Source organism: Streptomyces sp. KR55, from assembly GCF_052245645.1.
Lineage (GTDB): Bacteria > Actinomycetota > Actinomycetes > Streptomycetales > Streptomycetaceae > Streptomyces > Streptomyces flavusporus.
Window position 1 is genome coordinate 1 of sequence record NZ_JBQQCE010000475.1, and the last position, 7,631, is coordinate 7,631.

4 protein-coding genes and 1 pseudogene are annotated in these 7,631 nt (G+C 74.5%); 4 read left to right on the forward strand and 1 reads right to left on the reverse strand.

The genetic code is table 11. The features are described from left to right. From ACTWQJ_RS42325 to ACTWQJ_RS42340, 4 genes and pseudogenes are all read left to right on the forward strand, one after another. Window positions 1-302 (forward strand): annotated as a pseudogene (locus ACTWQJ_RS42325) (gala protein); the annotation flags it as partial. Next, window positions 299-2,101: an ankyrin repeat domain-containing protein gene (locus ACTWQJ_RS42330; protein ID WP_443311737.1), complete on the forward strand. Its 1,803-nt coding sequence runs from the start codon at window positions 299-301 to the stop codon at window positions 2,099-2,101. The pseudogene ACTWQJ_RS42325 and the gene ACTWQJ_RS42330, both read left to right, overlap by 4 nt. Next, on the forward strand, window positions 2,098-3,294 hold the full coding sequence (locus tag ACTWQJ_RS42335) for an AAA family ATPase (protein ID WP_443311738.1): 1,197 nt from the start codon (window positions 2,098-2,100) through the stop codon (window positions 3,292-3,294). Before ACTWQJ_RS42330 ends, ACTWQJ_RS42335 begins: the two co-directional genes overlap by 4 nt. An 8-nt stretch (window positions 3,295-3,302) precedes the next feature. Continuing rightward, a complete protein-coding gene (locus tag ACTWQJ_RS42340; protein ID WP_443311739.1) occupies window positions 3,303-4,514 on the forward strand; it encodes a vWA domain-containing protein in 1,212 nt (403 codons plus the stop codon). Between the two features lie 70 nt (window positions 4,515-4,584). On the opposite strand, the gene ACTWQJ_RS42345 is transcribed toward ACTWQJ_RS42340, so the two are convergent. Then, window positions 4,585-7,533, reverse strand: coding sequence for an AfsR/SARP family transcriptional regulator (locus tag ACTWQJ_RS42345; RefSeq protein WP_443311740.1), 2,949 nt, complete (start codon window positions 7,531-7,533; stop codon window positions 4,585-4,587). Between the last annotated feature and the right edge of the window lie 98 nt (window positions 7,534-7,631).

A 7,631-nucleotide genomic window follows, 5' to 3' on the forward strand; every position in this document is an offset into this window, starting at 1 on the left:
GCCGGGCCATGTCCGAACGCAGCCTCGGCCCCACCTGCAACGCCACCGGCGACGACGGCGCCCGGGCCCTGGCCGCCGCCCTGCCCGGCAGCCCGCTGCGCCGCCTCGAACTGCGCCACACCGGCATTACCGGCCGCGGTGCGAAGAGCCTGCTCGCCGCGCTGCCCGAGCGGCACCACCTCGAGTACGTGGGCCTCGGACCCGGCCTGCCCCGTCGCGTCAAGCGGTCCTTCGCCGAGCGGCTGCGCCCCGCCCGGCCGACCCACCCCGACCTGCGTGCGATCGGCAGCGTGTACCGATGAGCCGGCGTCCGCTGCCACCCGCGGCCCTGTCGCCCGAGGACGCCTCCGCCTGGGCCCGCATCCGCCGCTACGCCGTCCCCGGCTGGATGATCGAACGCGCCACGGAAGCACGCCTGGCAGGTGACTGGCGGGCCGCCTGTGCCGCGGCCGCGGTGGACGTCCCGGACGACCTCGACCCGGAGCGGATCGCCGACCGGTACGGCCCCGACGTGGCAGCCCGGGTGACCGACGACCTGCGCCACCTGGCACCGGACCTGCTGCGCTGGCACCTGCCGCGCACGCTCAGCGGCCACACCACGCTCACCCCCGGCCGGCGGGTCGTCCTTTCCGCATACGGGAGCTCCGGCCCCGTCCTGTCGCTGACGAACTCCCCGATGCTGGAAGGACCGCAGCGGCTCCGACTGCACTTGGGTCCCGTCATCGCGCCCGCGCGCGACCGGCTCCACGGCCTGACGTACGTCACCGAGGACTGGACCGCCGCCCGCCGCTTCTGGGACGTCCGCCGCACCGGCGAACTGCGCCACAGCGCGGGCCCCGCCGACTCCGGCCGTCTGCCGTTCCTCCACCCGGACGGCACCCCGCTCGCCGCCGAGGAGCTGCCCGCCGAGGACCCGGGGACCGCCGACCCGGCCGCCCGCGCCGAATGGGTCGCCGTCCTGCAGGCCCGTGGCGCCCACATCGAGGCGTACGCCGCCGCCGGACTCGACCTCGACCTCACCCCTCCACCGCAGGGCCCGCGCTCCTACCGGCAGCTCGACGTCGCCCAGCTCATCACGTACTTCGCACCCGACCTCACCCGCATCGCCCCCGAGGTCCGTCTGCTGGAGCGCGCCGGACGCGGCACGTGTTTCCGTATCCCCGTCGACTGGCGCGGCTGCCTTCGGGTCACCCTCGCGGCCGCCGACGGGGCCCCGGCCCAGGTCGTCGGCAGGGACCGCGGCCAGGAGGAGGACGTCCCCCGCCTGCCCTCGTACGCCTGGCAGCGACTGCCCGACATCGGCCTGCTGCGCGCCGGCCGGATCCGGCCCGAGGACCTGCACCCGCTGGTCGCCGCCGCGCTGTTCCCGCAGGCCGGACCCGCTGCCGGCCCGCCCGGCCCGACGACGCCCGCGCCGGTCCGCGTCCGCTGCGGCGGCGTATGGCACGAGGTCGTGTCCAGGAACGGCGTGCTCGACATCCCGCACACCGAGCAGGAGCGGCAGCGCGAACTCGCCCTGCGCGCCTTCGGCGGCTCCGTGTCCGGCTGCTTCGCCACCCAGCACGCCTGGACCAGTGGCGAGGGACGGCTGCCGCGCGCCCTGCGGGACCAGCGGCGCGAGCTGTTCCAGCATGTCCAGCACGGGGACACCCCCGCCGTGCTGGCGCTGCTCGACGCCGGAACGGACCCGCACGTCCACGACCGCAGAGGGCGCGGCCTGCTGCACGTCCTGCATCTGCTCGACCACCGGGAGCTGCTGCCGCGCCTGCTCGCCGCCGGGCTCGACCTGGAGGCGCAGGACAAGGCGCACCGCACCCCGCTCCAGAGCGCCGTCCACTACGGAGGGTCCGCCGCCCTGGTCAGGGACCTCCTCGACGCCGGCGCCAGGATCGACGTGATCGACGAGATGGAGCTCTCCCTCGCCCAGGTGATCCGCCGTTACGAACGGACCGACCTGATGTTCCTGCGCCGCCGCGTGCTGCAGGAGCACCCTGGCATCGGCTCCGAGTGGTGGGACGAATACATGAGCGAGCAGGACTCCGAGCCCGACTGGGACGAGGACGAAGAGCTGCCCGCACAGGACGAGGACATCCACGCATGACCGGTTCCCTTCCCGTTCCCGCCGCTCTCGCGGCGGCCGACGCCCTCAACGCCCGCATACGCGTCACGCGCACCGAACCGGCCGGCAACCCCCAACTGGAGGCCCTCGCCCTGGCCGTGACGGCGAATCAGCCCGTTCTGCTGTGGGGCGAGCCCGGCATAGGCAAGTCGGCCGGCATGGAACAGCTCGCTGCCGCCCTCGGCGTGCACCTGGAGACGGTTGTCGCCAGCGTCCACGAGCCGTCCGACTTCGCCGGGCTGCCGATCGTCGGCGAAGACCCGGCGGCCTCGGGCGTGCCGATGGCCCCGCCGGACTGGGCCGTCCGGCTCGCGCGCACCGGGCACGGGCTGCTGTTCTTCGACGAGCTGTCCTCGGCGCCGCCGGCCGTGCAGGCCGCCCTGCTGCGGGTGGTTCTCGAACGCCGGGTCGGCAGCCTGGCCCTGCCGGAGTCGGTGCGGATCGTCGCCGCCGCCAACCCGCCCTCCAGCGCCGCCGACGGCTGGCACCTCAGCCCCCCGCTCGCCAACCGTTTCGTCCACCTCGACTGGACGCACGACCCGCGCACCGTGGCCCGCGGCATGGCCGGCACCTGGCCCGAGACGGTCCTCCCCGCGGTGGAGCCCGTTCGTGTGCCCGGCGCGGTCGCCCGTGCCCGAGGCGTGATCAGCGGCTTCCTGACCGCCCGCCCCGGCCTGGTCCACCACATGCCGAAAGAGGCCGAGGGCCGCGGCCGCGCTTGGCCCTCCCCGCGCACCTGGGAGATGGCGCTGCGCCTGCTCGCCGCCGGGTACGCGTCCGGTGCCGGACGCGAGGCGCAGGCCGCCGCCGTGATGGGCGCCGTCGGCGAGGCGGCCGGCATCGAGCTGCTGTCGTACCTGGAGAACCTGGACCTGCCCGACCCCGACCGGGTGCTCGCCGACCCGTCGGCCTTCGCGCTCCCCGAACGCGGCGACCGCCAGCTGGCGTTCCTCATCGCCGTGGTCGCCGCCGTGCAGAGCGAACCCACTCGCCCCCGCTGGGAGGCGGGCTGGGACGTCCTCGCCAAGGCCGTGGACGCCGGAGTGCCCGACGTGGCCGCGCGAGCCGCCCGCGACCTCGCCGCGATGCGCGAGCCCGACTGGCCGATCCCGCCCGGGATCGACGCCTTCCTGGAACTGCTCCAGCTCGCCGGCGCCCTGCCGGGCGCGCGCTGACCGGCCCCATGGCTGTCACCGGGGGCCCGGCCGACGGGCTGGACCGCGCCAAGCTGCTGGCCGCGCGTTACAAAGCGGCCGAGGCACGCCCGTACCTGGCCTCCGCCCTGTACGCCCTGACAGTCGTCGTCTCGCAGCAGGTGCGCACCATGGCCGTCGACCGGTACTGGCGCTGCTACGTCGCACCTGACTTCGTCGAGGCGACCGACGTCGAGGAACTGGCCGGAGTGTGGATCCACGAGGCGGCGCACCTCCTGCGCGACCACCACGGCCGGGCCGACCGGCTGCCCGCGGCAGACCAACGCGACCGCCTGCGGGTCAACATCGCCCAGGACTGCGAGATCAACGACGATCTGGTCTCCGACGGGCTGCGACTGCCCGAAGGTCGCATGGAACCCCGCATGTTCGGTCTGCCCGAGGGCGGACTCTTCGAGGAGTACCTGCCCGGCATCCCGGCCACGTCCCTCCACCCCGTGGACTGCGGGTCCGGTGCGCACGGCGTCCCGGCGCCCTGGGACCTGGGGGAGAAGGGCGGCGAAGGCGTGGCCGGACTCGGCCCCGTGGAGGCCGAGGCCCTGCGCCGCCAGACCGCCCAGGCCGTCCGCGCCCACCGACGCTCCCGGGGTTCGGTGCCGGCGGGCTGGCGGCGCTGGGCGGAGGAGGTCCTGGAACCCACCGTCGACTGGCGCAAGGCGCTGACCGGCGCCGTCCGCGAGGCCGCCGCGTGGGCGGGCGGTGCGGTCGACTACACCTACCGGCGCCCCTCGCGCCGCACCCCGGCCCTCGGCGGCCGGGTGGTGCTGCCCAGCCTGCGCCGACCGCTGCCGCGCGTGGCGATCGTCGTCGACACCTCCGGCTCGATGGGCGAGGACGATCTCGCGGCCGCGCTCGCCGAGGTGTCCGGCGTGCTGCGCGAGGTGGGTGTCGGCGGTAACCGGGTCGCCGTCCTGGCCTGCGACGCCGACGTCCACGCCGTCGCCAGGGTGACCGCCGTCGACCAGGTCGAACTGGCCGGCGGCGGCGGGACGGACATGACCGTCGGCATCCGGAATGCGCTCGCCGCACCCGAACCGCCGAACATCGTCGTCGTGCTCACCGACGGGTACACCCCGTGGCCCCCGGAACCTGTCTCCTGCCGCCTGATCGTCGCCCTGATCGGCGAGGACGCCCCTCAGCCCCCCGACTGGGCCGAGACCGTACGGATCACCCCGACCCGCTGACCGCGCCCCCTTCGTGGGTACGGAGCCGCCTGGCGGCTCCGTCCCGGTGCCGCTCGTCGGCGCAGTTCCGTCAGCCGTCGGCAGCGACCGTCGGGGCAGACGTCAGGGCACGCAGGTCGGCGAGTACCTGCGCGTCCGTTCCTTCCAGGGCGGACAGCGCGCTGCCCCATCGGCTCAGGGCCGCCCGTTCGTCCCCGAGCGCTCTCAGGACATGCCCGAACTCGTACTCGGCGAGGCCCCGACCGTAGGAGTCGCCGCGCGTGGCGGCTTCCTGGAGCAGCGCCGTGCACACTTCCCCGGCCTCTCCGAGTCGGCCCAGCGCCCGCAGGGCCTGGGCCTGGCCCAGGCGGGTCTCCCGCTCCGCGTTCCAGTGCGCCACGCCGGCCGCCATGACGCGCAGCGCCTCTTCGAAGCTCTGCAGGGCCCGGGCGGGCTCGCCGAGTCCCAGGTGGGTGCGGCCCATGTTGCACAGGGCGACCTGCTCGATCACGGCGCTGCCGGCCTCCCGGGCGCGTTCCCTGCTGCGCAGGTGGTACGAGAGGGCCGAGCGCAGGTCGGTGAGTTCGGCCACGTACCCCTGGTGCCCGAGGAGCATCGCTTCCTCGCCGGGTGTGAGGTGGTCGGGGCGCAGTGCGAGACACCGTGCCAACGTTGCTCGGGCGTCAGCGTCCTGGTTGAGTTCACGCAGCAGCGCGGCCCGGTTGCCGAGGTGACGCATGCGGGCCACGTCGTCGGCGAGGTGCTCGCTGAGTTCCACGGCTTCGTCCAGAAGCAGCAGTGCCTGTCGGACGCGTCCGGCCGAGTAGTGCGCGGAGGCGAGGTGGCCCAGCGCCCGGCCTTCGGCCGCGGTGTTGCCGCTGGACCTGGCAAGGGTGATGGCGTGCCGCGTCAGCCGTTCGAGATCCTGCACCCGGCCGCGGTCGTGCAGGTAGGGGAACAAGGCATTGATCAGGTCCAGGGTGCGGGTCGGGCCCAGGCGCCCGTGCGCACCGGAGCCGGCCAGCACCAGCAGGTTCGCCGCTTCCGCGTCACCCCAGGCGAGTGCCGCCGCCGTATCGGCGAAGACCGTGCCGGTCCGGCTCCCGGCGTGCTCGGGCGCTCGCCCGGTCCCCGGCCGCAGGGCCGCGGCGCAGTGTGCGAGCCGTTCCTGGTACCAGCGCAGGGACCGTTCGGCGGCTTCGGCGTTCCGGGCCTGCTCACCCGGCCGGCCGGCGAGTTCCCGGGCGAAGTCGCGGACCAGGTCGTGCGGGGCGTAGCGGCCCCAGCCCACTTCCTGGAGCAGCGCCACCTCCGCAAGACGGTCCAGGGCCCTCTCGGCGCTGCGCTCCGTGCAGTTCATGGCGGTGGCCATCAGCGGTGCCCCGTATTCGGGCAGGTCCAGCGCACCGATGAGGACCAGGGCTGCGGCGGCGTCACCGTCGCGCGGATCGTCCGAGCCCAGGAGCGCCTCATGGGCCGCCATCAGGGACCGGCGCACGCTGAGGTCCTCCAGTTCGAGATGGTCCAGGCGGTCCTCCTGCCGGGCGAGGCGTTCCACCAGCTTCTCCACGGGAAGGTTCCGCCGGCTCCTCAGACGGGCTGCGGAGACCTGCAGCGCCAGGGGCAGGTGGCCGCACAGAGCCACGAGCCGGGCGACCGGTTCGGCGTCGGACGCGGCCCAGGACCGGCCCGAGGCCCGCTCCAGCAGGAGGGCGCTGTCCCGCGGTGAGAGCGGCTCGAGCCGGACATGCGTGGCGGCTCCCAGGGTGGCCAACGGCCGTCTGCTGGTCAGCAGTACGGCGCAGCCGGCGCCGGCCGGCAGCAGCGGACGTATCTGGCTCACCGAGGCCGCGTCGTCGAGGACGAGCAGCGTCCGGGTGGGGGCGAGCGCGGAACGCAGCAGGGCGGAGGCGGCCCCCACATCGCACGGGATCCGCCGGGCGTCCACCCCGAGGCCGTGCAGGAGAACGGCGAGGGCGTCGGCGGGTTCAAGAGGGGCCACGCCGGGTGTGGCTCCGTGGAGGTTGAGATACAGCTGGCCGTCGGGGAACGCATGCCGGAGCTGTTCCGCGATGTGCAGGGCGAGGCCCGTCTTGCCCACGCCCGGCATTCCGCTGATCACGGCGAGTGCCGTGCGGCTGCGGCCGGACTCCAGCTCCGTACGGATCTCGGCCATGTGCTCGGCACGGCCGACGAACTCACCGGGCGGCGCGGGAAGCTGCGCCAGCCGCGGGGGCGTCCCCGCCGATGGGGGCCGCGGGCCGGCCGCCGGAGCGGCGGGTGATGCGCGGTGCGGGACGGCCGTGCTGCGGAGCAGCACCTCCCGGTGGGCGTCCTGGACGGCGGGGCCGGGCTCCACCCCGAGTTCTTCGACCAGGCACCGGCGCAGCGACCGGAAGACTGCCAGCGCTTCGGCCCGGCGGTCCGTGCGGCCGAGGACGAGCATCAGCTGGCGGTGCAGCGTCTCCCGGAACGGATGCTCCTTTACCAGGACGCCCAGTTCGGCGGCGAGCCCGTCGAGGCGGTCGAGGTGCAGGAGAGCCTCGAAGCGGCATTCGAGCGCCTGCAACCGCTGTTCCTGGAGGAACGTCACCACGGGGTGGCCGGCGAGGGCGGGCACATCGGCGAACGGTGCGCCGCGCCACAGCGCCAGGGCGGCACCGGCGTCCCGCTCCACCACCTCCCAGTCCTCCCGGTTGCGGGCCTCCTGCGCTCGGCGTACCCGCTGTTCGAACACGTCGCGGTCCAACTCACCCTCGCCGACGCGCATTTCGAGCCCGTGGGGCATGGTGCGCAGCCGTGTGCCGCCGACGTCGTGGAGGCTTCGCCGCAGCCGGGCGACGTGGTTGTGCAGCGAGGCGGTGGCCGTCGGCGGTGGCTCCTCACCCCACAACACCGCCATCACCGTGTCCAGCGGCACCGTGCGGTTCGGCTCCAGCAGCAGTACGGCGAGCAACGAGCGGGGCTTCGATCCGCCGAGGGCGACGGCCACGCCGTCGTCGTCGATGGTCGTCAGCGATCCCAGTACTGCGAACCTCACCGGCCCTCCCCCCCCCCGCGTCGGACGCCGAACACCGAACGTTCGGCGTCCGGCATCGATCGAAGAACATCATCTTCATTCAGTAACGGGCCGGGTTC